Raw genomic sequence first — 22,712 nt, forward strand, 5'->3', positions numbered from 1 at the left:
AGTTACTCAACCATGCCAGATCGGCCCTAATACCTCAATTCAGTAATCAGGCAAGTCAGGTCCGCGATACGGTGACACCCACCACCGGAGGCTGACTGTCTGCACCGTAGCTTACACCTTGTAGAGGCGGAATATCGCTGTAGTCCCTGCCAATGGCAGTCACGATATATCGTTCGTCAACGAGGCAATTGTTGGTAGGATCGGCATGAAGCCAACCGAACCCCGGCACCCATAGTGCAATCCAGGCGTGTGAAGCGTCCGAGCCGACCAGCTTTTCTTCCCCTTCGGGCGGCTCAGTCAACATGTAGCCGCTGACATAGGCAGTGAGCAGGCCGAGCCCGCGCAGACCTGTCAGGCCGAAATGGCTGAAGTCCTGACACACGCCCTTCCTGTTCAGCCAGGCTTCGGTCACCGGTGTATCGACATGCGTGCTGCCACCTTCATAACTGAACGATTGATGAATACGTTGAGTAAAGTCCATCAGCGCATCAACGATAGGCCGCTCTGGCGTAAAACTTTCTGCCGCGAACTCAATGATGTCAGCCGCATCGGCTGCGTCGGGCACGCGCTGACTGGGATAGATGCAGGCTATGAAGCCATTCGTGGGCAAACTGGCGCGAACTTCCGGGAGCAACAGCGACTCCCAGGGCTTCAGCAACTCAGGCGTTTCGGCCAGCGGTAACTCGCCGATGGGCGTCTGAGACAGTTTCGCCTCGGACCGAACGAGTAGCCGATCATGAGGCTGGTCGATTTCGAAGTAAGCCTGCACATTGGCGAAAACATCACGCTCCCGCAGGGTAAGCCTTGGTGCCGGGTCGACATGCAGGGAAAAGCTTTCCAGCTTCTGTACGAAGTGGTTACAGCGCACCTGGCTCAGAGGCTGCAGGCAGGCTCTATAGTAAGACAATGACGCCGGCGCGAAATAGGCATAGGTCGTATCGTGTCTTACTGAAATCTGTTGAACTGCCATTGCTCGCCTACCGTCTGGAGGTCTGTTTGACCTGCGCAAAAAAGCGCTGGTCGATTTCCTGGCCAATCTGATTGAGATTCTGCTTGGTTCGAAACACCACATCAACGACATTGAGGCGCTGATGCCGCAGGTCAGACCAGACGGCCTGCGGCGCGAGCCTTAACTGCGCCAGAGCAGCGAACAGGGCATCGCCCAGCTGATCGTGACCACCTCCAGAACTACTGCGCCGTGCATCCAGGGCCTGAACAAGCGGCTCCATGCCGTCGAGTATGGCGTAGAGCGAGCGAGGACTCCTCGGATCCAGAAGCAGATGGTAGAACACCGCGGACGACTCGATCAGCGTGCCCATCCTGCGCCGATAGCTGCCGTAAGCGTCGTTTGCGCGCAAAAGCTCTTCAAGCTGACGATGCTCTCCTTCGATCTGATACTGACCGATGAATCGCGCCACCAGGAAGGTCAGGCAGTGGGCACGCTCCAGATCGCGTCCGAGCTTGAGCCAAAGACCGCCCTGGTCCGCCGGCAAACTGTCTCCGGTGGCCCCGGTCACGGCAAAGGAGGTGTTGGATAGGGTGCGCTGCATGTCATCGATATCGCTCCGATCCAGCCCGTTGCCTTCACTCGCTGCACTGAAGCGTTTGGCAATTGTCTTGAGCGTCTGCTCGAGATTTTCAATGCTTCGCCAGCCGTCGCCTGAAAACAGATCACGCACTTCATAGCCACTACGGATAACGGAGCGAAGATTGGAAGTGATACTGCCGTTTACGTTTTCCGCATAGACCCAGCGCGCTAGTTTTTCAACGGTGAGCGGCTTGTTCAGCCGCGTCTTGCTTTCGTTCTCGAAAGCCGCCATTGAAAAGCCCAGATGCTGATATATGCAGATGGCCAACGTGTTGAGCAGGCGTGCTTCGACCTGCACATCTTCTTCGTAACGCCGGTCATAGAGCTCACTGTAACTGCTCATGAGCCGAAGAATGGTTTGCGAGCGCTCGAGATATCGCGCCATCCAATAGATATTCTCGGCAGCCCGGCTGGTGAGTGGAACCGGCGGGCTATTGCGTCCCCGCTCAGCCTGCTCGTGACGATAGGTCTGCTCGGCAATCAGCGCCGCCGTTGGCTCGGTCTGCTCGCTGATGACCCAGGTATCCTTGCTGAGACCGCCTTTCTGACTGGACACGAAAGGCTGTGAGGACGTCCCCGAGACCCTCGTGAGCCCACCCGGCATCACATCGTATTCAGCACCATTGCCCACGGTGAAGAGCCTGGTCACGAGATGCCGTGGGATCAGCTCGTCACCATTGAAGGTCGGCACCGTCGAGAAGGCCAGCCGCTGCTGGCCAACATACTGCCAGGGCTGAGCATTGATCTGGGCAATCAGTACCGCCTGCTCAGCCTTCGTGAGGCCGCCACCAAATATCGGTGCATTGCCGCGGTCAATGCTCTTGATGACCATGTCGTCGATGCGACTGCAAACATGCTGGCGTTCCGCAGCCTGTCCGCACCACCAGGTCGCCACGTTATTGATCTTGAGGGACTCGTTCAGAAAGTAGCGCGCCAGCCGGGGCAGGAATGGCAGGATACCGGGCGACTCGAGGATGGCCGAACCAATCGGGTTTGCCAGGCCTATCCGTCCCAGCTTTTGTGCCTGCACCAGCCCGGCAACGCCCAGTACCGAGTCACCTCGGCAATAGAGCGGGTCGGAGAATGAATCATCTACCCGGCGAATAATGACGTCGACCTGTTTGAGCCCGTCAACTGTCTTCAGGAAGACGTTACCATCACGTACCGTCAGATCCCCACCTTCGGCAAGCGTAATGCCCAAGTGATTGGCCAGATAGGCATGTTCGAAATAGACTTCATTGCCGACGCCCGATGACATCAGCACGATAACGGGATCCTCAGTCTTGCGTGGCGCCAGAGCCGCAAGATGCGCTTTTATCTTTCGCAGGAATGGCAGCAGGCTGGCCGGCTGAATATCCTGCACTTCCGGCCGCATCACACGATTACTGACTTGCCTCGCTTCCATGACATAGCCGATGCCTGAGGGGCCCTGTGTGCGATCGCTTACGACCCACCAGTTGCCATCCGGGCCCCGCGCCAGATCTGAAGCGAACAGCGTCATTGGCTGTCCGGCACCCCCAAACAGGGCGGGATAATAGGCCGAATGCAGGTAGACAAGCTCAGGGGGAAGCAAGCCGTTGCGTAAGCAGCGTGATTCACCCTGCAGGTCCAGCAGAATATGTGAAAACAGTCTGGCCCGCTGCTGGATGGCGGGTTGAAGAACCTCCCACTCAGCAGGCGCAATGATCATTGGCAGTGGGTCGAGGCGCCATGTTCTGGCAGCACCTGCAGGGTCCGTATAGACGTTGTAATAGACCCCCTGATCACGAAGCCGGCGCTCAGACTCGCGACGAAGCGCACGCCACTGCTCAGCGGAATTAGTGGTGAGCAAACTGGCCAGGTTGGACCAGTGCGGGCGGACACTGCCGTCGGCTGCCACCATTTCATCGTAGCCGTCTGCCGTTCCCGCGTACGCCGAGGCCTGGAGGTCGAGCATCTGCTGACTCTGCTGTTGGCCTTTCAGCTCCGGGCGTGGTCCAGGTATTCTGTCATTCAAACCCTATGTCGCTCCTGTTGGCAGGCACCGCATCATCGTCATTCCTTTTCCCAGTCGAACGCGGGCAGGTTATTGAAGAGTTCAAGCAGCCCCTCCCCCCACCGCTTTCGCAGTGAGGCGTAATATGGGGAGTTCAACTTCAGCTGCCAGCGCTGTGCTGGCTTGAACGCATCCTTCTCGAGTATCAAAAGATCTATGGGAGGCGCCACGCTCAAGTTACTGCGCATGGTCGAATCGAGCGAAACAAGCGCACATTTCGCAGCATCTTCCAGCGACGTGGCACACTTGATGACCCTGTCGAGAATGGGTTTACCGTACTTTGTCTCACCCAGCTGCATATACGGGCTATATGGCGAATAGGTGATGTAGTTGCCTTCAGGATAGATCATCATCAGATCGGGCGCCTCGCCCTGCACCTGGCCGCCAAGCAGAAAACTGGCATCAAAGGTGGCCTTCTGCTCGAGCTCCTTCTGATAGTACAGCCGGTGCCGAACGCTCAGCGTGCCAATATAGCGCGCCGCATCGCTCATATCACGACAGGTGGCCAGGGACTCGGAGGCCTCATGGTCGAGGTCACGCTGAATCGCCTTGATAACCGCCTGCGTAGTGGCCAGATTCCCCGCGGAGCACAATACGAAGTAGGCATGCCCCGGTATCTCGAAGGTGTTCATCTTCGGATAGACGCTGATATGATCGACGCCCGCATTGGTGCGTGAGTCAGACGCGAAGACGAGACCCTTGTCTACCGCGATAGCAACGCAATATGTCATTGTTTGTTCCAGAACCAGTCATTCATAGAAGAAGGAGGCTTCAGGTCTTGCGGCCAGAAGTCGAGATAGCATGACGCCATCAGTCACTGAATACCATTTTTTCTTCCTTGCCCAGGACGGCGGGGAACACTCGCCATCAGCGGAGTCCGAAGCCGTCCAGGCGATCCAGATTCTTCGTACACTGCGTCACTATCTGGAAAGCGGTCGGCTACAGGTACTTACGCTGTCCGTATCGAAGCAGTTCGCGGCGACCGAGGCGACACTGCACCGTCATGAATTATCTGGAGGTGGGCTGCCGAAGCGGCCGGAATCGCTCCGCGAGGTGGCGGGTCTCGCGGCCAGCTTGCTGAAAGTCGCTCGTCCAGAATGGCGGCTCAAAAACAGTTGGCACAGCTTACAGAGCTGTAGCATTCAGACAGAGGTCAGCGATATGACGCGGCTTTTCGTTAGAGCGGAAGATGAGACAGGGGGTTCAGGCGGCTTGCTGATCTATGGTGCACTGGCACCAATGCCTGGCAAAAGTCTCTTGAGTTCAGCGGTCGGTCGACAGCTGATGAGCGTGGCAAGCGGTTTGCTACCGACGGGTCATAGTCGCACCCAGCTGCAACTGCTCTCAGGCAGCCGCACACAGATTGAGCACATCGGGCGTGACAATGGCAACACCAGTCTGCAGCCGCTCATTGTAATCAAAGCGACTGCAGGCTGACAGCTCGCTTAGCGTGCGAGAGCCACAAGCTTCGATGAAGCCCGATGAGCCATCGCTGCCGATGAGACAATAAGGAAGGTCTGCACGACCAGCAGCGGCGCTATCATGGCTGCGGGATCGACAAGTCCTGAGGGACCAGCATTCCAGAGCACCGGCATGATCAGGCTAGGCAGAACGACGACTGCAGCGATGATGCCAAACAGCGTCGCTGCCAGGTCGGCATGCTTGCCAAGCTGTCCGAACAGGGCAAGCGCGAACAACGCCATTGGCAGTGCAGCAAGTAGCAGTACGGCGTTCAGCGGCGCAGCTACAATGGCTTCCGCACCGGCCTGACCCATGGCAGCAGCCAGACAGATAACGGCCAATTGAATGAATCGCAAATAAATCATCATGAGTCGCAGAATCTCCCGAGAGCCGCGCGGACACGCGACAATGGGCGAGAGCTTACTGGGCGCATCGACAAAAATCAGTGGCGCTTCTGTCTTTCTGTGTAAACGTTCACGAATTCAAGGCCTTACTTGGTAAGCTCAGGTAACAGTTTGTGACGGCCGTCACTTCCTGCCACTCGCACTCAATACAGGGCCTCTTCATCCTCAAGCACTTCATTGATCACTTCGATGAACAGCCTGTCGGCATCGCTCATTTCCTCTGGTATCCTGATCGTCGTGGTAGAGCTGATCTCCTCCGCGATGAGTGTGTCGGCATTGCGGTCGCTCCGGTGCTGGCGAGCTATCTCCATGCAGCGGGCAGGAATGGTCGGATCGGCCAATACTTTCTTGATAAAACCGCGCATCTCCGAAATCATCTTGGCCTGACGGCTGATTTCCCTGGAATCTCCTGAACTCATCGTGACCTGTCCTCTTCAATCTGGGGTCTGTAATGACCGGACGCAAACCTGGCGCAATCAGCGGGTTCAGAGCGCAATGACGCACCATGAATACGGTCGAAAAATAAGCTGATTTAGGTTATCATGCCGCGATCATTCATTTATAGAATGCGTTAGTCTCTGCTGATCGGCAACCAGGATCGTGTGGTGCCCTGCGTTTGGGGGCGATCTGTTGTTCGTGGCCATCAGCTATTCTGAAGCATCGCTTCAACTGGACGCCTGTATGCAAGCAGCCAAGCCGCTGTTTTCCGGTAATAAATACTGGGCCGAATGCTTCGGCATCGCCCAATTCCTGCCGATGTCGGTTGCCGAGATGACGGCGCTCGGCTGGGATAGCTGTGACATCATCATCGTCTGCGGTGACGCCTATGTCGATCACCCCAGCTTCGGCATGGCCGTGGTTGGCAGAACCTGGGAGAACCAGGGCTTCCGTGTCGGCATCATTGCGCAGCCTGACTGGCATTCCGCGGTCGATTTCCGTCGCCTCGGCAAGCCCAATCTATTCTATGCCGTGTCTGCCGGCAACATGGATTCCATGATCAACCGCTACACAGCGGACAAGAAGATTCGTCATGACGATGCCTATACGCCAAACAATGAAGGCGGCAAGCGCCCCGACAGGGCGGCAACCGTGTACAGCCAGCGCTGCAAGGAAGCCTATCCAGAGGTGCCTGTACTCATCGGTGGTATAGAGGCGAGCCTTCGACGGATTGCCCACTACGACTACTGGTCCGAAAAGGTCAAGCGCTCGGTACTGCTGGATTCGAAAGCCGATTTGCTGGTTTATGGCAATGCGGAACGAGCCATCGTCGAGATTGCCGAGCGCGCTGCACGCGGCGAAGCCCTCAAGGCGATGTCGAATATTCGCGGAACCGCAGTCATGCTCGAACAGCCGCCTCAGGCCTGGGCTTCGCGCGATTCCACACATATCGATCGTCCGGGCAAGATCGAGGCGCCGAAGAACCCCTATGTCTACGAGCAGGACACCGCAGCCAACGATGCGGCCGATGGGATGGCACCTGCACCTGAGAGCGAGCTGGGGCTGAATGCCTCCAGCGGCTGCGGCAAACGCAGCGATGCCATGGCAGCTCTCGATGTTTCAGGCGATGCTGGCAAGCAGGTGGAGGCGCAGATCCTGCGTCTGCTGCCCTCCCCCACCTCGAAACCGGAATATATCGAGCTGCCGCCCTACGACGTGGTGAAAAACGATCCCGTGCTCTACGCTCACGCCTCCAGAGTGCTGCACCTCGAGACGAACCCGGCCAATGCCCGCCCACTTCTGCAGCGACATGGCGATCGCTGGTTGTGGATGAATCCGCCGGCCATTCCGCTCACCACCGAAGAACTCGACGACGTGTTCGAACTGCCGTTCCAGCGCGTACCGCATCCCAGCTATGGTGACGCGAAAATTCCGGCCTTCGACATGATCCGTTTCTCAGTGAATATCATGCGGGGTTGCTTTGGCGGCTGCTCATTCTGCTCTATCACTGAGCACGAGGGTCGCTGGATTCAGAGCCGTTCGGAAACATCGGTGTTGCGGGAGATCGAGAAGATTCGCGACATGACACCTGGCTTTACCGGCACGATCTCCGACCTGGGCGGCCCCACGGCGAACATGTATCACCTGAACTGCAAGTCGGAGGAGATTCACGCCGGCTGCAGGCGTCTGTCCTGTGTGTTCCCGACCATCTGCAAGAATCTGAAGACTGACCACAGTGCGACGACGCAGCTTTACCGCAAGGCGCGTGCGCTGCCAGGTGTGAAACGGGTCATGATCGCCTCCGGCCTACGCTATGATCTTGCCGTTCGCGACCCCGAATACGTCGAGGAGCTGGTGACGCATCACGTTGGCGGCTATCTGAAGATTGCTCCAGAACACTCTGAGGCTGGTCCGCTCTCGAAGATGATGAAACCGGGAATGGAGACCTACCATCGCTTCAAGGAAATGTTCGAGCATTTCAGCCGGAAGGCGGGCAAACAGCAGTATCTCATTCCTTATTTCATAGCGGCGCATCCCGGTACCCGGGACGAGGACATGCTCAATCTCGCCCTGTGGCTCAAGGGTAATGGCTTCAGGGCGGATCAGGTTCAGGCCTTCTATCCGTCCCCCATGGCCAGTGCCACGACCATGTACCACACCGGCAAGGACCCGCTGCACAGGATCGGCCGAGACAGCGACGATGTCGTCGTCCCGAAAGGTCTGAAGCAGCGTCGATTACACAAAGCCTTCCTCCGCTATCATGATCCGGATAACTGGCCGCTGTTGAGAGAGACGCTGCAGAGCATGGGGCGGGCTCACCTCATAGGCTTTGGCAAGCGGCACCTGATTCCGCCGACGCAGCCTGCAGGGTGGTCACCCAAGCACAAGCGTTCCGGTCCAACCTCAGCGAGGAAGCCGGCTAAAGGCGCTATCCTGACCCAGCATACCGGGCTTCCGCCGCGCAAGGGTGGACCCGCCGTAGGTGGGCAGAAGAAGCGTGTCGCCGCTACTGGCAGGCGTAAGCAGGGCCCCGTAACCAGCCGATGAGCAGACAGCAGCGCGAGACTCTCGTTGGCATTGCCAGTAACGAGGCTTCGGTAAAGCGCGTCGTCCGTTGGATAGCGGCCAGCGGTGCGCTGGTCGCGGTCATCATCGGCCTGCGCTCGCTGCTGCTCGATCATCTCGTCCATGCTGCTGTGCTGTTCGGCTTCGCGGCCAGTATGCTCGCCAATGAGTTCATCCTGTTTTTCAGCAAGGACGACGAGCTCTACAAGAGCTTTTTCCTCTGGTCCATAGGATTGCTGCTGCTTTACCTCGCGGCCAGCGGTGGCGAGTCCAATACCGGCATACTCTGGTGCTATGTGTTTCCCCCCTTCGTCTTCTACATTTCAGGACTCAAGACGGGGCTCTCGCTGGTTACCGCACTCATGCTGGGCATGTTGCTGATTTTCAATTTCGAGAATCTTTCCTTCGTGCTTGCGACCTACAGTCCCGATTTTCAGATTCGCTTCTTTAGCACGATCATGTTCGTGGTGGTCTTCTCCTATATTGTCGACAAGCAGCGTCGCGACGCGATTACCCAGCTCGTCACCATAGGCAAGCTTTACGAATACGCGGCGCGCACCGACGAGCTGACAAAATTGCCGAACCGCCGTGACATGCGGGATCAGCTGGAGACCGAGTTCTCCCGCTATCAACGTAATGGTCATCATTTCTCGGTCATCCTGCTGGATATCGACCATTTCAAGCAGATCAACGACAACTACGGCCACGATGCCGGTGACGTCGTGCTGACAAAGTTTGCCGATGCGCTCCGCGATATATGCCGCAAGATGGATACCGCCGCGCGCTGGGGTGGGGAGGAGTTTCTTATCCTGCTCCCGGATACCAAGCTGCTCGAAGCTTTGGCCATGGCCGAGCGCCTGCGTATCAAGATTTCGCGCATGGAGGTTGCCTACGGTCAGCAAACCATCCGCTTGACCACAAGCTGTGGTGTCTGTTCCATCCATTCCGCGAAAGATCTGGGTGCACTACTTCGACAGGCCGATGTCAGCCTGTATCAGGCCAAGCTGCGTGGACGAAACATCGTCATTCCCCAGGTAACCAGGGAACGGCCGGCCACGGCTGGGCTCAACAACTCAGCCCGGAAGGGACAGACCATGGGTCTGGAGCTGAATGGCTTCGACGATCCGGTCTGAAATCAGGCTCGCCAGCATTACTACCAAACGTTTAAAGGAACCTCATGAAATCGATTCAGATTGTCGCAGGCAGCGTATATGGCGCAGCCCTTGATGTCGCCGCTGCACTGAAACGTCTGCTCACCGAGGCTGGTTTCGATTGCACGCTGCACGAGCGCAGTGCGCTCAATGTTGTGCGGGTACCTGAGTCTCTTTTGCTGGTGGTTAGCTCAACTACGGGTTCGGGCGATGTGCCTGACTCCCTACAGCCCCTGCTCGCAGGGCTGATCAACGAGCCGCCGATGTTGGTGGGCTATCCTTTCGCCGTCGTAGCCCTGGGCGATAGCAGCTATGGCGACACCTACTGTGGTGGCGGTCGTCAGCTGCAGGCGGCTTTGCTGGATATTGCTGCTACAGAAATCGCGCCGATGCTGACCATCGACGCGATGATGACGTCAGAGCCGGTGGACGAGGCGCAGCAGTGGCTGCAATCGAACCTTGCAGCGTTTCGTCGGGCGGCAGGTGAGTAGCCTCAGCGCTTGATCAGCTCTTCTGCGGGCGGTAGCGGATAAGACCATCCTGCGCCGTCGTTGCCACCAGACGACCCTGCCTGTCGAATACCGTACCCCGATTGAAGCACCGACTTCCAGACGCGCTCGGGCTGTCGGTGCTGTACAGCAACCAGTCATCGAAGCGGAAGCTGCGCTGGAACCACACCGCATGATCAAGGCTCGCCACCTGCATATCTCGCTGATAGAAGGATTTGCCGTGCGGCAGCAGACCAGTCCCCAGCAGCCCGAAGTCAGACGCGTACGCCAGCAGACAGTGATGCCAGTACTGTTCGTCGGGCAGACTTGAGATTGCGCGGAACCAGGTATCCTTGTAAGGCGGACGGGGCTCTGGCTTGACGTAGTTCATTGGCCAGGTCGGGCGAATCTCTATTGGCGATTCTCTCGTTAACTGGGCGCGCTTGCTCTCCGGGATGCACTGGGCGTTTTCGCGTCGCATCTGGAGCTCTGACTTGAGTCCATCCGGCGCAACGACATCAGGCATATCGAACTGGTGCTCGAAACCGGCTTCTTCACGCTGAAATGATGCAGTGAGCGTGAGAATCTCCTGATTGTGCTGCCGCGCAACGACTCTGCGCGCAGAAAAACTTCGACCATCCCTGAGCTGAGTGACTTCGTAGATGATGTCGTGAGCCGGGTCGCCAGCCCGCAAAAAATAGGCGTGCAGGCTGTGGGCTGACAACTCGGAGTCTACGGTGCGATAGGCAGCCATGAGCGCCTGCCCTACCACCTGTCCCCCGAACACATTCGGAAAACCGAGATCTTCACTCGTGCCCTGATAGAGATAATCATCAAGCTTGCGAAGTTCCAGAAGTTCGAGCAGCTGCTCTACGACGTCGGTCATGGCATGTAATCCTGGCAAAGTTCGTTTCAACAGGCCCTGGCGAACGCTTTCGCCATTAGGCCAAAAGCGTCACATAATGCATAATGAACGGACTGCGGCGCAAGCAGTGCAACAAGGTGGCGCTATACTCAAGGGTTGATGCGCCCGCGCTCGGACCCGCCTCCGACTGGCTTCTGGCCAGCGCTTCGCCAGGATTCTGCCAGGTTCATGTTCGTGGAGGTTGATGATGCATAATTGTCCGAAATGCAACAAGGCGAGTCGCTGTGATATTGAAGACGGCCGATCGGTGTGCTGGTGCTTCAGCGAGCCACGCTTGCCGCAACCTTTCACTGCCGTCAGCAGCAGCCCTGAGGAAGGGCCGAACTGCTTGTGCAAGACCTGTCTGAACAAGGCCCACGAACTTGCACAATCCGCCAGGATTTCTGCCGGCTCATCTGTGAAGGAGCAAACGTACTGAACGCTGGTGCTGCATTACGCGCTCCGCTGATCACGCTTCGAACACTGGGGCTAGGCCTCACTCTGCTCATTGCCAGCTGTGCGTCGACGCCAGATCTGACGACCGCAGCGCCAGTCACAAGCGCACCGGACTCAGCGATTGCGCAGCTGTATCGTGAGCTGACCGCTGCTCGCGAGCTGTCGCCGGTGCAGGCTTCGATCATGGCCGCCGACGACTTTTCGCAAGCCGAGGCGAAATATGTCCTGGCTCAGAAAGCGCAAACAAGCGCCGAAAGGGAGTCGCTTGCTATCCGGGGACTCACCAAGCTGTCAACAGCGCGTCAGCAGGCTGAAGGCTTCGCCGCCGCCGCGCCAGCGCTTATCGACCAACGTATGTTGGCGGTAAAGTCTGGTGCAGATACCTCCCGAAAATCCGAGTTTCTCGCAGCTGAAGAACAGCTTGAAACTATGGCTGACGCCTTTTCCAGAACAGCTAAACTCAGCCCCGGTAGCGTCGGTCTGCTGATAGCCAAATACAAGGACATGGCTGTGTCGAGCCTCAAGAGCAGCATTGTGCTCGCAGTGGAGCAGGCGCTGGATAAGGCGCGACGCGACGGCATCGATGATTATGCCCCACGAACACTACGCCTTGCGGAAGAGGAGATGCTGTTAGCCACGACAACGCTCGAGGCCGACCGCACGCGCGAAGGCAAGGCCCGGGTTCACGCCGAAAACGCCATGAGACATCTTGCCCACGCCCGCGCTCTGGCTCAGCAGATTCAGATATGGCGCAAGCGTGACGCGAGTCTGGAAGATGTGATGCTGTACTACGAAGAGGGCTTCGAGCGTGCGGGCCTGGCAGCAGACGTCGACCTCGACTGGAGCAAGGGTTTGAACAGCGCAGTAGCCCGTTTTACTCAGGCCTTCAAAGTCCTGCAGGCTGCACAGGTGCCGTCCGCAACGGCTGGTGCCGCGACAACACCCGATGACGTCAGCCACCCAGCTTCGACCACGGAAACGCCAAGGGATCGCGGACCAGGAGAAATCACGCTCGAGCGCCTGACCGCGGTAGAGGCGCTCTTCTCACCCACCGAGGCCGATGTCCTGCTGCTTCCGGGGGGCAACCTGCTCATCCGTGCTCATGGCTTCAGCTTCGACGATGGCTCGGCAATTCTGGATAGTAGCAATCTGAATCTGCTCAACAAGCTTATCGATGCCATCGAACAGTTTCCTGACGGCAGATTGCTATTTTCCGGGCACACCGATAATCAGGGAAAGGCGGAGAGGAATAGACGCCTCTCTCTTGAACGGGCACAAGCAGTAGCCAACTTCGTCGGTCGAGAGGCCGGGATACCGAAAGAGCGGATTCAGGTCGAAGGCCAGGGCGAGGATACGCCGCTGGCCGCCAACGACTCCGCAGATGCAAAGCGATTCAATCGCCGTATCGAGATTCTACTCAGGCATGCAGAGGCGGCAACTCCCGCAGCAGCGTCTGCTTCTCGATAACAAGACGGCCGCTGAGCGCAAAACCACGGAGCCTGTTCTCATCATCATGAAACAGTGCTTTGACATCTGCTGAATCGGCCTCCGTCACGGTCCAATTGCCTGTGACGCTTTCGGGCGGTGTAGCCAGCACTACAGGACAGGCGGGTGTCTTCACGATCACCGGCATTGCCTGATAACTGACTTCTGCAGCCTTGCCGCCGGCCAGATTGGCGGCCAGAAGGCGCGCGCACTGCATGAGAGGCTGGACATACAGGAGGAGATGGCCATCTACTTCGGCACAGTCACCGAGTGCGTAAATGCCAGATACAGGCGTCTGCAGCTGGCGATCGACCACAATGCCCCGCTTGACGTCGAGACCCGCCGCGCTAGCCAGCGCCGTGTGTGGCCTGAGGCCGGTGGCACCCAATACGACGTCGGCCTGTAGCGTTTGCGGCTCGCCTTCTGTCTCCACACCTCCCAGCACGACACTGTATGAAAAGCCGCCACAATCAGGAGCTTCAGTAGTCGCATGCTCTACCGAACGGACAGTACGTCGCCAATGGAAGCTTGTACCCGCCTCTTGCAGCGCGTGCTCCAGTGCCCTTGAAATCTGTTCCGGTAGTACCCGCTGCAGAGGTCGCTCATCTGGAGAAACGACGTCTACGGAAAACGCCGGCTCAGAGGAGGCCAGCAAGTCGTTGGCAAACTCACAGCCAATAAGCCCGGACCCCATGATCACAACACGGATCGGTCGATCAGAACCAGCCGCGCGTATGTGTTGCCCTACCCGATCGATCTGCTCTCTGAAACGGCGATAGTCAGCAAGGCTGTTAACGCTCAGGACTTCGGACGCCGCAGAGCCCGCAAGTTCAGGGCGCACGACATCAGCGCCCAGAGCCAGCACCAGTTCACCGAAAGCCAGTGATTCCGTCACCTGGCCGGCGTCATCAGAGAAGCTGAGCGCCAGGCTCCTGGCTTCGAGATCGATACGACTGACCCATGTGTGGGTACGAATCTCGATGTCGAGCTGGGCAGCCATCTTGCCGGCGTCCGCCATGGACAGCTGGTCGGCGTCCTTACCCTTGGAAAAACCAGTAGACAGCAAGGGTTTCGAATAGGAGTGCCCATCATCGGCTGTTATCATGATCAACTTTCTGGTGGCATTCAGCTTCCTGAATTCCCGAACGAAGGTGTAGCCGGCGAGACCACTGCCAACCACAACAAGCGGCTTGGCATCATGAGTACTCATCCGCTGCTGTTCGCTCACAGCTCCACCATTTCAAAATCTTCCTTACCTACGCCGCAGTCAGGACAGATCCAGTCTTCAGGCACATCTTCCCAGGCGGTGCCGGGACTAATCCCGTCATCCGGCCATCCTTCCGCCTCGTCATAGATCAATCCGCATACGACACACTGCCACTTCCGCATGTTTTCTCCCGTTCCTGCCCCATCCTCGTCGGTCAGGGGCCCGCATTCATCATGTATTTAACCGGTAACTCTGGTTACACTGCCTCGAAGTCAGACAGTCAGAAAAGGCCGGCGCAATTGTAGGACAATCCTACACATTTAAGCTGGTGTTTTCGACACCTATCGACAGGCGATATCATGACAGATATTGAACACTTCATGGCAATTCGTCAGCGCGCGGAGTGTCTTTTTACCTTTGAAGAAACCGAACAGGCGATAGCTCGCGTCGCCGCCCAGATGACTCATCAGCTGGCGGCGAGCAATCCGCTCCTGATGACGGTCATGACGGGTGCGGTTGTCTTCGTCGGCCGCCTTGTGGGCCACCTCGATTTTCCGCTCGAGATCAGCTATCTACACGCAACGCGGTATCGCAATACCACCACTGGCAATTCGCTGCAGTGGAAAGTACCGCCTCAACAGGACGTGAAAGAACGAACGGTCGTTGTCATCGATGACATTCTCGATGAAGGCCACACGCTCGCCGAAGTGGAGCGGCATCTCCATGAGTTGGGCGCTACGGCCGTCTACACTGCCGTTCTGGTCGACAAGCGCCACGAGCGTAAGGCCTATCCTGGGCAACGCTGCCACTTCACCGGACTGGAAGTACCAGACCGTTATGTCTTCGGTTCGGGTATGGATTATCGGGGCTATTGGCGGAACACGGGCGGCATTCATGCCGTACATCCGGACGACCTTTAACGCTGTACCCGGAGTGTCGCGTTGCAATTGATCACATCCCTCCCGCTGGAGCTTGCTGGCGCTCATTGGCGAAGTGGCCGCCAGGTTACCAACCGGAGCCGCTTTGTCGACGAATTCCGGTGGCTACTGGATCGCGGTTCGTTAACGGCCCGACTCAAAAGACATGCCGAAAGCTTCCGAGTGATCAGGCTGGCATCAGAAACCAGAGGCATCTACAGCCACGAACGGCAGATTTTCGCCAGAGCCTGCGGCTTACGCGTCAGCACTGCAATCGTGCGTGAGGTCATTCTCTGCTGCGATGGCCAGGCGGCGGTTTACGCTCGTACTGTCATACCCTGGAGCAGTCTTTCTGGTAGTAACCGCAGGCTGCTTACCCTGAATGAGCGGCCTCTCGCCGATGTATTATTCAATGGCAAGGGTGTCCCGCGAGGATCGATCGAGGTCGCACTACTACCCACGACCTTACAGGGGCATGGACACTTGCATGCGCGTAGGTCCTTGTTTTTCCCGGATCAGAAACCTATTTTAGTAGCCGAGTTCTTTGCCGGGGATTTCAAATTTTGGAAGTCAAAGGAGTAGACGTCTGTGAATCGTGACAAGGCCCTGGCCTTTGTTCAACTCATGCGCCTGGACAAGCCGGTAGGGATACTGCTGCTGCTCTGGCCCACCCTCACCGCGCTGTGGCTGGCAGGTGACGGGGAGCCGGCTTTTGCCAACGTATTGATATTCACCGCAGGCGTTGTGCTGATGCGCTCGGCGGGCTGTGTGATCAACGACTTTGCTGACCGCAATATCGACGGTCATGTAGCCCGTACAACCGAGCGGCCGCTGGCCACCGGCCGCATCAACAGCTATGAAGCGTGGGCCTGCTTCCTCGCGCTGATCGCCCTGGCCTTTCTGCTCGTGCTGCTGACCAACCCGGCCACGATAAAGTTGGCGTTCGGTGCACTCGGCGTCGCAATGCTCTACCCATTCATGAAACGGTATACCCACTTTCCCCAGGTCGTCCTGGGTATCGCGTTTTCTTTCGGAATTCCCATGGCTTTCACGGCGGAAGGCCATGCAGTGGGCGACACAGCGATATGGCTGATGCTAGCGAACATTATCTGGACAGTGGCCTACGATACTGAATACGCGATGGTCGACAGGAACGACGATGTCCGCATCGGGGTGAAATCGACAGCTGTACTGTTCGCTGAAGCCGACAAGATGATCATCGCCGCATTGCAGGCCTTCTGCGTGCTGGTATGGATTATCATCGGCGTCATCAACGACCTTGGCATGGCCTATTTCCTGAGCGTCGTGGTCGCTGCCACACTGTTCGTATACCAGCAGCACCTGATTCGCTACCGTGCCCGCGATATGTGCCTCAAGGCCTTCAAGAACAATAACTTTGTGGGACTGGCTGTATTTGTCGGCACACTTGTCGCACTGAGCTGATCGAGTGAATGAATTACGCCGTTTTACCCGGCCAGGAGCGGATTTGTCATTAAAGTGTCATACTTCCTCGCTGTAATGGACCCAGCTGCTTTGCCTGACTGGAGCGTGGAATGCCAAACAAGACTGTTTTGATTGTGGACGACGAGCCCGCAATCCGAGAAATGATTGCCGTTGCACTGGAAATGGCCGATTACGGATACTGGGAAGCCGGCGACGCCACTGAAGCTCATGCCATCATCGTCGATCACCGGCCAGACATCATATTGCTGGACTGGATGCTTCCGGGCACCAGCGGCATAGAATTTGCCCGCCGGCTCAAGCGAGACGGTAACACTGCAGATATTCCCCTGATCATCCTCACTGCAAAAACCGAAGAGGACAACAAGGTTCAGGGGCTCGAAGTTGGCGCAGATGATTATATTACCAAACCCTTTTCACCCCGCGAGCTGGTAGCCCGTCTCAAGGCGGTACTGAGAAGGACGGTAGTGGCCGGTATGGAAACACCTATCGAGATCAACGATCTCAAACTCGATCCTGTGTGCCATCGTGTCACTATCAACGATCAGGCCGTCGCGATGGGCCCTACAGAATACAAGCTTCTGCAGTTCTTCATGACCCATCAGGAGCGGGTCTATACCCGTGGCCAGCTGCTGGATCAGGTATGGGGCGGCAATGTCTATGTCGAAGAGCGAACGGTCGATGTGCACATTCGACGGCTTCGCAAGGCACTGGAACCTAATCATTATTCGTTGATCCAGACCGTGCGCGGGACTGGCTATCGTTTCTCGACCAAGGCTGCATGATGCCAGCGGCCGCGATGTGTAGGTGACTATTGAGAATCACTGAGCTGTTCGTCAGGCCGCTTCTAGTACTATTCCTTGTCATATTGCCCATAGGCCTGCTCAGCGGGCAGCTGTTCCCGTTGATATTCGCGGCCTTGCTGCTGTATCTCCTGTGGACCCTGCGGCAGATTTATCGTCTGGCAAACTGGCTGCAACATCCGGGTGTTGCCGAGCCTCCCGAAAGCCATGGCCTGTGGGGTAGGATCTTCGATTCCATCCATCGCCTTCAGACCGAGCACGCCAATTCCAAGGCGCGCCTGCAGGCCCTGCTTGACCGAATTCAGCAATCGACCAATGCCTTGAAAGACGGTGTGATCCTCACCAACAGCGATGGCGTGATGGACTGGTGGAACAGCTCGGCAGCAGACATGCTCGGCTTGCGAAAACCCAATGACACGGGCCAGACAATTCACTATCTGGTCCGGGAGCCAGGTTTCAAGAACTATTTCTTTTCAAAGGCCTACGACGAGCCTCTGTTGCTGAAGGCGCCGAAGAAGCCTCAGATGCAATTGAAGGTTCACATCACCCTGTTCGGAGAGGATGACAGGCTGATCGTAATCCAGGATGTTACACAGCTGAAGCAGCTCGAAAGCGTACGCCAGGTCTTCATCTCCAACGTCTCGCACGAACTGCGGACGCCGCTGACAGTGATCAGCGGCTATCTCGAGACACTCATCGACACCGGTGCTGATCTCGCACCGCGACGTCAGCGGGCGCTATCCCAGATGCAAGCCCAGGCGCGCCGCATGGAGGCACTGGTTACCGACCTGCTGTTGCTGTCAAAGATCGAGAACGAAGGCAGCGAAATTCGCCAGCTACCAGTGAATGTGCATGACCTGCTCATGCGCATCGTGGATTCCGCAAAGGTCGTAGCCGGCGACAAGGTGCTGAAGATCAGTACGTCGGTTGAGAGCGAAGCCAGGCTGTATGGTAACGAAACCCAGCTCCATAGCGCCTTTTCGAACCTGGTGCTCAACGCGGTTAAATATACTCCGGATGGAAAGTCGATAGATATCCGCTGGCATACCACCAGACGCCACGCCATCCTCAGCGTGACGGACACCGGCATCGGCGTCGACAGCATCCATATTCCGCGCCTGACCGAGCGCTTCTACCGCGCCGATCCTTCGCGCCATACCGGCACTGGCGGTACGGGCCTCGGCCTGGCTATCGTCAAACATGTCCTGCTGAACCATGACGCCAAGCTTGAAATCAGCAGCCGTCCTGGCGAGGGCAGTTGCTTTGCCTGTGTATTCCCGCTAGCGCGCACCATCGCGCCTGAAGTCGCGCTCAAGGCGCTCTAGCGTGGGATCACCGGAGTAGTATCTGAAACATCGGCTATCGACTGGCTGTCCAGCCAGAAGAGCACACCGCCAGCGACAGCGGCCGGCAGAATGAAAAGATTCAGAACCGGGACATAGGTCCCGGCAAGTGCAGTAGCACCAAACCCGTAGCTGGTCATGCGTGCGCTCTTCAATAACCGAAGCACGCGTGAAAACGGCAGGCCATTCTGGTCCACGGCGTAGTCCACCATTTCCACAGCCAGCATCCACATCGAAAAGCCGAGCCAAAGTACCGGTGCAATCGTATTGATACCCGGAATGAACGACAGGATTAGCAACACCAGCGCCCTCGGCAGGTAATACAGCATCTTTCGACCCTCTCGAGCCAGGGCCAGCGGCAGAATCTTGAGCAGCTGACCTGCCGAACCCGGCTGTGCTACCGCTGTGCCAGCCATACCACTTCTGGCCCTTCGCTCCTGCTGCTCAACACGTTCTGCGAGAACCGCATAGAAGGGCGCCCCAACCAGAGTTGCCACCAGCACGAAGGTCTGAGAGTACACCAGCAACAGGAGCAGGCTGAAAACGAGCCACAGGAGCCATTCCAGAAAGAGCAGCCATTCAGGTACAAAGCTCAGGAGCCAATCAAAGAAGAGATCGGTATAGCGTATTGCGGCATAGGTCAGTGCCATGAACACGATGAGGTTGAGGAAGATGGGCAGCCAGACATACAGCCGCAATCCTGGGCGACGAATAATTCTGAAGCCGCTAGCGATGTAGCTGGCGCCGTTGGAAAATGAAGACTTCAAATTGATCATTCCTATCTGTTTTGCAGGGCGCGTCAGATCATGGCGACACCCGAGGAGCATTGGTTGCACATCATAGACAGACTGAGTGCGCTGGGCCAGAAGCGCGCCACTCGTGTGATTTATTATCTCGCACTTATCGTAATCCTCGGAATGGCACTCATGCCTCAGGCTGGCGAGCCGGGATTTCCACAAGCCGACAAGGTGATGCATTTTCTCTTGTTTGCACTCCTCGCTGTGGGCAGCCGGTTGACCCACCAGCGCACCCCGGCACCCTACCTGGCAGCAGGATTGCTCTGCTACGGCGGCGTAATGGAGCTGATGCAGGGCATGACCAGCTGGCGAACGGCCAGCGGTGGCGATCTGCTGGCAGATGGTCTTGGCATACTTGCCGGTCTGGCCGCAGCAAGGCTGCGAAATACTCGCGGGCAAAAGCTGTAAGAGATCTCTTACAGCAGCGTAGGTCCTGACTGAAAAATTACCCTGTTTGGGTGATCTGCAAAGGACCAGAAACATACGCATCTATCTGTTTTATATGGACATTCAATGACGCACCGCTTTTTCGGCCGAATTTTTCGTGAAAAGCATAAGATTTGTCGCAAAAATGTCATCGCATTTGGCGTAATATGTTTCTTGTCAGGACGACAGGGAATATGGAAGAGCCAGGATGGTTGCCCCGCAAGGTGTTTCACCACGCGCACTCGATGAGAGTATGCAAATGGATAGCGGGGGGAGGCAAGGATCAGGGATGTGCGCTTGAGGGAATGACTTCTGAGGGGATGCCAGTGGCATCCCCTTTTCCGTTGTGCCTGAAATTCAGGCTCGTAAGCAAATAATATATTTTGTTTGAATTCATTACGTTTTTTGTAAACAGCGTCTATATTGTCTCATGACCTCAAGTATTACTGGGACATCATGGACAATATTCAGCCACACCTCGATCACGCCATCGAACTTGCGATAGCTTACATCCCTCAGCTTCTCCTGGCCCTTCTGACACTGATCATCGGCCTCTGGATCATCAACCATATTCTCGGTCTGTTCAGGGCGCGCCTGGCCAAACGCTTCGATCCAACCCTAAGCCAGTTTGTGCTATCGCTCGGCTCAGTCGTGCTGAAGGCACTGCTGCTAGTGAGCGTTGCTTCGATGATAGGCATCGCAACGACCTCCTTCATTGCCGTGCTTGGTGCAGTCGGTCTCGCTATTGGCCTGGCTTTGCAGGGGAACCTGTCCAATTTTGCCAGTGGCGTTATCATTCTGATATTCAAACCCTTTCGGGTTGGTGACGTAATCGAGGGCGCGGGACACAGCGGCGTCGTCAAAGAGATCCAGATATTTACCACTGTGATGACGACCTTCGATAACCGCCGCGTCATCATTCCGAACTCTTCACTTGTGACCGACCCTATCGTCAATATCAATGTCGAGCCGACGCGCCGGGTCGATTTCAAGTTTGGCATCAGCTACGACGACGACATCACGCTCACCAAGCAGCAGCTCAATGCCCTGATCGACAAGGACGAACGCATCCTGAAGGATCCGGCTCCGCTCGTCGTGCTTTCGGAACTCGGAGACAGTTCAGTCAATTTTACGGTTCGGGTCTGGGTAAACACGCCGGACTACTGGGGCGTCTACTTCGCCATGATGGAAAACGTGAAGCGAACATTCGATGCAATGGATATCAGCATCCCGTATCCGCAAAGAGATGTTCACATTTATCAGAAGCAGTCTGCGGCTTAAAGCTGGCTGCTGGCAATACAGCTCGCCTGCGCTAACGTAAAGCTGCAATACATTAGAAAATCAACAAAAAAGGATCTCGCCATGATCATACGCCTGAAGACTGCAGCAACCGCAGTCGCCCTATCCACCTGTATTGCGTCGCTGGCGCCAGCCGTTCAGGCACGCGACTCAGATGTCGGTGCCTACCTTACTGGGCAAGTTGGTTATCACTGGTTCGACAACGAGCTGAACCTTGAGAACCGCCCTGAGTATGGCCTCGGCTTCGGCTACAACTTCAGCAACACCTGGGCACTCGAATTCGTTGGCAGTGCTATGGATACAGGCCGCGACGACAGAAGCGAGGACATCGACCGCAATCAGTTGCGACTCGACGCGCTCTATACGTTTAGTGGCGACTATGTCATGAAGCCCTACCTCGTAGTCGGTGCCGGTCATCAGGCGTATCAGATCAAGAACGCTGATAATGAACATGAAACCATGTACAACGCCGGGGTGGGCATCAAACATGAAATTGATGATTTCACCGATTTGAGAATGGATGCACGCTCGATTTACACGGAGCGCACCGAGTCAATGAATGCAGCGGTCACACTGTCGCTGAATTATCTTTTCGGCGCCAAGTCGCGTGCAATGCAGGATAGCGATGGCGACGGCGTGATAGACACCGATGATGAATGCGCCAATACCCCAGCGGGAACCGAAGTCGACGAAGTAGGCTGTGAGGTGATTGGAGACGATGACAACGATGGCGTAGCCAATGATGTCGACGAGTGCCCCAACACTGAAGAAGGCGCTGAAGTCGACGAAACAGGTTGCGCGGTCACCGAAGATAGCGACAACGACGGCGTAAAGGATGAGGACGACGAATGCCCCAACACACCAGAAGGCGCAAAGGTCGATGACAAGGGCTGCCCACTCGACCAGGACAAAGATGGTGTGGCTGATGGTAAGGACGAGTGTCCTGACACCGCTGAAGGCGCAAAGGTTGACGAAGCAGGCTGCCGGATCTTCGCGGTCGAAGGTGTCGAAACCAAACTGAGAGTCACCTTCCCGCTCAACTCAGCCATTCTACCCGATGCCGATCTGCCTGAAATCGAGGCACTCGCTGAGTTCCTGAAGCGTTATCCGGAAGCCAAGGTCACCATCGAAGGCCACTCGGACAGCACGGGTGAAGCTGATTATAACCAGAAACTGTCCGAGCGCCGCGCCAAAGCTGTACGTGATCGTGTCGTCCAGGAATACGGCATCTCACCTTCCCGCGTTACGTCAGTAGGCTATGGCGAAGCACGGCCCATGGCTGACAACAGCACCAATGCTGGTCGAGCGGCCAACCGCAGGGTCGTCGTAACTGCCCAAGGCAGCATACAGAAAGAGGTGGAATAACCCGCCGCGCTACGGGCGCGACGTCAAGAGGGCCGCATTGCGGCCCTTTTTTTGTTCCGCTTAGGACTACTGCGGAGGCACCTTACGCCGAAAGGTCGAGAGACAGATCACCTTCCAAA

Annotated in this window: 23 protein-coding genes; 14 read left to right on the forward strand and 9 right to left on the reverse strand. The window is 56.8% G+C overall.

From position 1 onward, the window contains the following. Positions 1–55: 55 nt before the first annotated feature. Genes ACH3PB_RS14280 through ACH3PB_RS14290 form a run of 3 tightly spaced genes read right to left on the reverse strand, consistent with a single transcriptional unit; the run spans position 56 to position 4,354 of the window. Entirely contained in the window at positions 56–970 is a 915-nt protein-coding gene (locus ACH3PB_RS14280) for a transglutaminase family protein (RefSeq protein ID WP_416395943.1), read from the reverse strand. Between the two features lie 7 nt (positions 971–977). Beyond that, the gene (locus tag ACH3PB_RS14285; RefSeq protein ID WP_416395945.1) at positions 978–3,584 is read right to left on the reverse strand and encodes a circularly permuted type 2 ATP-grasp protein; all 2,607 of its coding nucleotides are present in this window, start codon (positions 3,582–3,584) and stop codon (positions 978–980) included. A 38-nt stretch (positions 3,585–3,622) separates the two neighbouring features. Further along, positions 3,623–4,354 carry a peptidase gene (locus ACH3PB_RS14290; RefSeq protein ID WP_416395946.1) on the reverse strand — a complete coding sequence of 244 codons (732 nt, stop codon included), beginning with the start codon at positions 4,352–4,354 and terminating at the stop codon, positions 3,623–3,625. A 70-nt stretch (positions 4,355–4,424) separates the two neighbouring features. On the opposite strand from ACH3PB_RS14290, the gene ACH3PB_RS14295 reads away from it, so the two are divergent. Then, a complete protein-coding gene (locus ACH3PB_RS14295; protein WP_416395947.1) occupies positions 4,425–5,060 on the forward strand; it encodes a hypothetical protein in 636 nt (211 codons plus the stop codon). An 8-nt stretch (positions 5,061–5,068) separates the two neighbouring features. On the opposite strand, the gene ACH3PB_RS14300 is transcribed toward ACH3PB_RS14295, so the two are convergent. Together ACH3PB_RS14300 and ACH3PB_RS14305 are read right to left on the reverse strand one after the other, a co-directional pair. Next, positions 5,069–5,452, reverse strand: coding sequence for a hypothetical protein (locus tag ACH3PB_RS14300; RefSeq protein ID WP_416395949.1), 384 nt, complete (start codon positions 5,450–5,452; stop codon positions 5,069–5,071). Positions 5,453–5,631: 179 nt separating this feature from the next. Continuing rightward, positions 5,632–5,907 carry a hypothetical protein gene (locus ACH3PB_RS14305; RefSeq protein ID WP_416395951.1) on the reverse strand — a complete coding sequence of 92 codons (276 nt, stop codon included), beginning with the start codon at positions 5,905–5,907 and terminating at the stop codon, positions 5,632–5,634. 262 nt (positions 5,908–6,169) lie between these two features. Here ACH3PB_RS14305 and ACH3PB_RS14310 point away from each other — a divergent pair, with 262 nt between their 5' ends. Genes ACH3PB_RS14310 through ACH3PB_RS14320 form a run of 3 tightly spaced genes read left to right on the forward strand, consistent with a single transcriptional unit; the run spans position 6,170 to position 10,133 of the window. After that, positions 6,170–8,473 (forward strand): YgiQ family radical SAM protein, encoded by a 2,304-nt coding sequence (locus ACH3PB_RS14310; RefSeq protein WP_416395952.1) that lies wholly within the window; start codon positions 6,170–6,172, stop codon positions 8,471–8,473. Further along, positions 8,470–9,624 carry a GGDEF domain-containing protein gene (locus ACH3PB_RS14315; protein WP_416395954.1) on the forward strand — a complete coding sequence of 385 codons (1,155 nt, stop codon included), beginning with the start codon at positions 8,470–8,472 and terminating at the stop codon, positions 9,622–9,624. The genes ACH3PB_RS14310 and ACH3PB_RS14315 overlap by 4 nt, the downstream gene beginning before the upstream one ends. 44 nt (positions 9,625–9,668) lie before the next feature. Continuing rightward, positions 9,669–10,133 carry a flavodoxin domain-containing protein gene (locus ACH3PB_RS14320; RefSeq protein ID WP_416395956.1) on the forward strand — a complete coding sequence of 155 codons (465 nt, stop codon included), beginning with the start codon at positions 9,669–9,671 and terminating at the stop codon, positions 10,131–10,133. 13 nt (positions 10,134–10,146) lie between these two features. Here ACH3PB_RS14320 and ACH3PB_RS14325 read toward each other — a convergent pair whose 3' ends face one another. Continuing rightward, the gene (locus tag ACH3PB_RS14325) at positions 10,147–11,016 is read right to left on the reverse strand and encodes an acyl-CoA thioesterase (protein WP_416395958.1); all 870 of its coding nucleotides are present in this window, start codon (positions 11,014–11,016) and stop codon (positions 10,147–10,149) included. 226 nt (positions 11,017–11,242) lie between these two features. Here ACH3PB_RS14325 and ACH3PB_RS14330 point away from each other — a divergent pair, with 226 nt between their 5' ends. Together ACH3PB_RS14330 and ACH3PB_RS14335 are read left to right on the forward strand one after the other, a co-directional pair. After that, positions 11,243–11,473 carry a cysteine-rich CWC family protein gene (locus ACH3PB_RS14330; protein WP_416399466.1) on the forward strand — a complete coding sequence of 77 codons (231 nt, stop codon included), beginning with the start codon at positions 11,243–11,245 and terminating at the stop codon, positions 11,471–11,473. Beyond that, the gene (locus ACH3PB_RS14335; protein ID WP_416395960.1) at positions 11,386–12,957 is read left to right on the forward strand and encodes an OmpA family protein; all 1,572 of its coding nucleotides are present in this window, start codon (positions 11,386–11,388) and stop codon (positions 12,955–12,957) included. Before ACH3PB_RS14330 ends, ACH3PB_RS14335 begins: the two co-directional genes overlap by 88 nt. Here the strand turns inward: ACH3PB_RS14335 and ACH3PB_RS14340 are convergent. Together ACH3PB_RS14340 and rd are read right to left on the reverse strand one after the other, a co-directional pair. After that, positions 12,908–14,203, reverse strand: a complete 1,296-nt coding sequence (locus ACH3PB_RS14340) for an FAD-dependent oxidoreductase (protein WP_416395962.1) — start codon at positions 14,201–14,203, stop codon at positions 12,908–12,910. The genes ACH3PB_RS14335 and ACH3PB_RS14340 overlap by 50 nt on opposite strands. Beyond that, positions 14,200–14,364, reverse strand: a complete 165-nt coding sequence (gene rd / locus ACH3PB_RS14345) for a rubredoxin (protein ID WP_416395964.1) — start codon at positions 14,362–14,364, stop codon at positions 14,200–14,202. The genes ACH3PB_RS14340 and rd overlap by 4 nt, the downstream gene beginning before the upstream one ends. A 177-nt stretch (positions 14,365–14,541) precedes the next feature. Here rd and ACH3PB_RS14350 point away from each other — a divergent pair, with 177 nt between their 5' ends. The 5 genes from ACH3PB_RS14350 (at position 14,542) to phoR (ending at position 18,688) form a co-directional block, all read left to right on the forward strand. Then, complete coding sequence (locus ACH3PB_RS14350) at positions 14,542–15,102, forward strand: hypoxanthine-guanine phosphoribosyltransferase (RefSeq protein WP_416395966.1); 561 nt, start codon at positions 14,542–14,544, stop codon at positions 15,100–15,102. A 27-nt stretch (positions 15,103–15,129) separates the two neighbouring features. Continuing rightward, on the forward strand, positions 15,130–15,681 hold the full coding sequence (locus ACH3PB_RS14355) for a chorismate--pyruvate lyase family protein (RefSeq protein ID WP_416399467.1): 552 nt from the start codon (positions 15,130–15,132) through the stop codon (positions 15,679–15,681). Between the two features lie 6 nt (positions 15,682–15,687). Next, on the forward strand, positions 15,688–16,542 hold the full coding sequence (gene ubiA / locus ACH3PB_RS14360) for a 4-hydroxybenzoate octaprenyltransferase (RefSeq protein WP_416395967.1): 855 nt from the start codon (positions 15,688–15,690) through the stop codon (positions 16,540–16,542). A 110-nt stretch (positions 16,543–16,652) separates the two neighbouring features. Further along, on the forward strand, positions 16,653–17,345 hold the full coding sequence (gene phoB / locus ACH3PB_RS14365) for a phosphate regulon transcriptional regulator PhoB (protein ID WP_416395968.1): 693 nt from the start codon (positions 16,653–16,655) through the stop codon (positions 17,343–17,345). Between the two features lie 29 nt (positions 17,346–17,374). After that, positions 17,375–18,688: a phosphate regulon sensor histidine kinase PhoR gene (gene phoR / locus ACH3PB_RS14370; RefSeq protein ID WP_416395969.1), complete on the forward strand. Its 1,314-nt coding sequence runs from the start codon at positions 17,375–17,377 to the stop codon at positions 18,686–18,688. Here the strand turns inward: phoR and cysZ are convergent. Next, positions 18,685–19,482: a sulfate transporter CysZ gene (cysZ, locus tag ACH3PB_RS14375; RefSeq protein WP_416395971.1), complete on the reverse strand. Its 798-nt coding sequence runs from the start codon at positions 19,480–19,482 to the stop codon at positions 18,685–18,687. The genes phoR and cysZ overlap by 4 nt on opposite strands. A gap of 30 nt (positions 19,483–19,512) precedes the next feature. Between cysZ and ACH3PB_RS14380 the strand changes: the two genes are divergently transcribed. The 3 genes from ACH3PB_RS14380 to ACH3PB_RS14390 all read left to right on the forward strand — a co-directional run bounded on the left by ACH3PB_RS14380 (position 19,513) and on the right by ACH3PB_RS14390 (position 22,593). Next, positions 19,513–19,911 (forward strand): VanZ family protein, encoded by a 399-nt coding sequence (locus ACH3PB_RS14380; protein ID WP_416395973.1) that lies wholly within the window; start codon positions 19,513–19,515, stop codon positions 19,909–19,911. A gap of 441 nt (positions 19,912–20,352) precedes the next feature. Further along, positions 20,353–21,210, forward strand: a complete 858-nt coding sequence (locus tag ACH3PB_RS14385; protein WP_416395974.1) for a mechanosensitive ion channel family protein — start codon at positions 20,353–20,355, stop codon at positions 21,208–21,210. Positions 21,211–21,291: 81 nt separating this feature from the next. Then, positions 21,292–22,593 carry an OmpA family protein gene (locus ACH3PB_RS14390; protein ID WP_416395976.1) on the forward strand — a complete coding sequence of 434 codons (1,302 nt, stop codon included), beginning with the start codon at positions 21,292–21,294 and terminating at the stop codon, positions 22,591–22,593. Positions 22,594–22,712 lie beyond the last annotated feature (119 nt).

This window comes from Allohahella sp. A8, assembly GCF_047946665.1.
In the GTDB taxonomy this organism is placed as follows: domain Bacteria; phylum Pseudomonadota; class Gammaproteobacteria; order Pseudomonadales; family Oleiphilaceae; genus Allohahella.